The organism is Methylocucumis oryzae (genome assembly GCF_000963695.1).
Classification (GTDB): Bacteria; Pseudomonadota; Gammaproteobacteria; order Methylococcales; family Methylomonadaceae; genus Methylovulum; species Methylovulum oryzae.
On sequence record NZ_LAJX01000269.1, the window covers coordinates 1 to 1,826 of the forward strand.

At 42.7% G+C, this 1,826-nt stretch carries 1 protein-coding gene; it reads left to right on the forward strand.

The window, feature by feature from the left end:
- Positions 1-1,610 (forward strand): sulfotransferase family protein (locus tag VZ94_RS19740; protein WP_045780538.1); only part of this gene is annotated, 1,610 nt, incomplete at its 5' end.
- Positions 1,611-1,826: the final 216 nt, after the last annotated feature.

The window sequence follows — 1,826 nt, forward strand, 5'->3', positions numbered from 1 at the left end:
GAAAAGATACTTATGACGCAACAGGTTATGTACGTTTGTGGCACGATACAGATGCCGATGTTATTGGCTTAGTGGATGCCGATTTGTTGTTTGTTGGCGATTTTGATGAGATTGTGCTTGAAGCGTATGAGAAGCAATGTGTGTTGGGTTGTATAGCGCACATGACACCTTTTCGTGAGGCTGAAATGGCAGAACTATCTAGCGAAGAGTGTTGGGGACGCATATTCGCAGCAGCAGGGTTGCCAATGCCTGAGCTAAATTGGCAATATAGCGCTTGGGGTTATATGGACAACAACCCTAAGCAGCGTACTTGTCCTGCCTATTTTAATTATGGCGTGATTTTAATGCCGCGTAACTTGCTAAAGCAGATGGCTGAAAGTTATGTCACTGAGATTAGGCATGTAGAGCGTGTATTTGACTCGATCTTTAAATCACAAATTGCCAACACCTTAGTCTTTGCTCGCTATGATATGCCTTGTGTAGCTTTGTCGATTAACTACAATCATCCGCTTTATTTGCCTGAGCACCTTATGCGGGAAATTAATCCGGATGCTAAGGGTAGAAATAGCGCTGAAGATATTAAAATTTTTCATTACTTAGCCAGTGGTGAAATCAATAAGCGGCATTTTGCGACGGTAGATACGGTAACTGCGTTATTTCAACGTCAAGATTTAAGCCCGCTAGGGCAGGTGTTTAGACGTTGTTTACAAGAGCTGCACGATAAGATTGCAGCCAATTATCCAACTTCTGCAACAGTTTTTAATCCTTTAAAAGGCATTACTTCGACAGAAATCATTATTTGTGGTGGGCGCAGAACGGGTACTACGTTGTTGGCAGCGATATTAAGTTCTGATGTTCGCACGAATCCATTAGCGGCGGAAGCGCAAATTGTGACGCGTATAGTGGAAACTTACCGTTGGGGGCGGAAGAATTTTGCTGCCATGATTGCCGGTTCTTTTTTTGATTCAGAAAAGCAATTTGCTCGTTTTTATCAAGACCTGTTAAATCGATTTGTGCGTGAGGTGTCTGCCAGAGTCTCTCCGGGTGGGGTATTAATTTTAAAAAACCCAGAGTTTTCCTTAGTGTTAATGGAGTTGTTATCTCTGTTTAAGCGAGCTTTGTTTTTAGTTACGATTAGGGATCCGCGCGATTATGTTGCGTCAGAAATTGAGGTAGAGCGCCGTCGTTTAGCTGATCAAGGCCGAGACCCTGATAAGGTAGATAGAGATATTGCCAAGTTTGCTCAGCGCTATATGGATTATTTACGGCAACACATAAAGCTAATTAACAATGGACAATTGCCTGAACGACTGCATGTGATTTATTACGAGGATATGGTATTAAAGTCTGAACAAACCTTACACCGGCTTTCTATGTTAACGGGCTTGCAACTGCAATTTAATCCTGCGGAGCCTTGGGGCAGGGTTTCAGAATATGCGGGTTTAGACACCACGCCATCACGTAGCGATTTATATGGCAAACCCATACAAACCTCACAGGTAGGGCGTTATCGACATGATTTAAGCGCTGACGAAATCCGTGTTGTCGAAAAAATATGTGCTCAAATGATGCATTGTTTTGGCTATAAGCCAGATATTAGCAATCACTAAATTCGGCAAAGTAAATCAAAGCGGTAATGCGCATAAGGAAACTCATCGGGTTGGTTGATAAGTTCAGCGCTGCTAAAGCCAGAGAACTTGGCTAATTTTAATAACCACTGTTTATCGTACCACGTGCCGATAATCGTTGTTTCTGCCGCTTCATTAGCAAATACGCCATCTCTCGCTCATCGGTATTAAAAAAATTCCACATGCATTGCTGGTCAG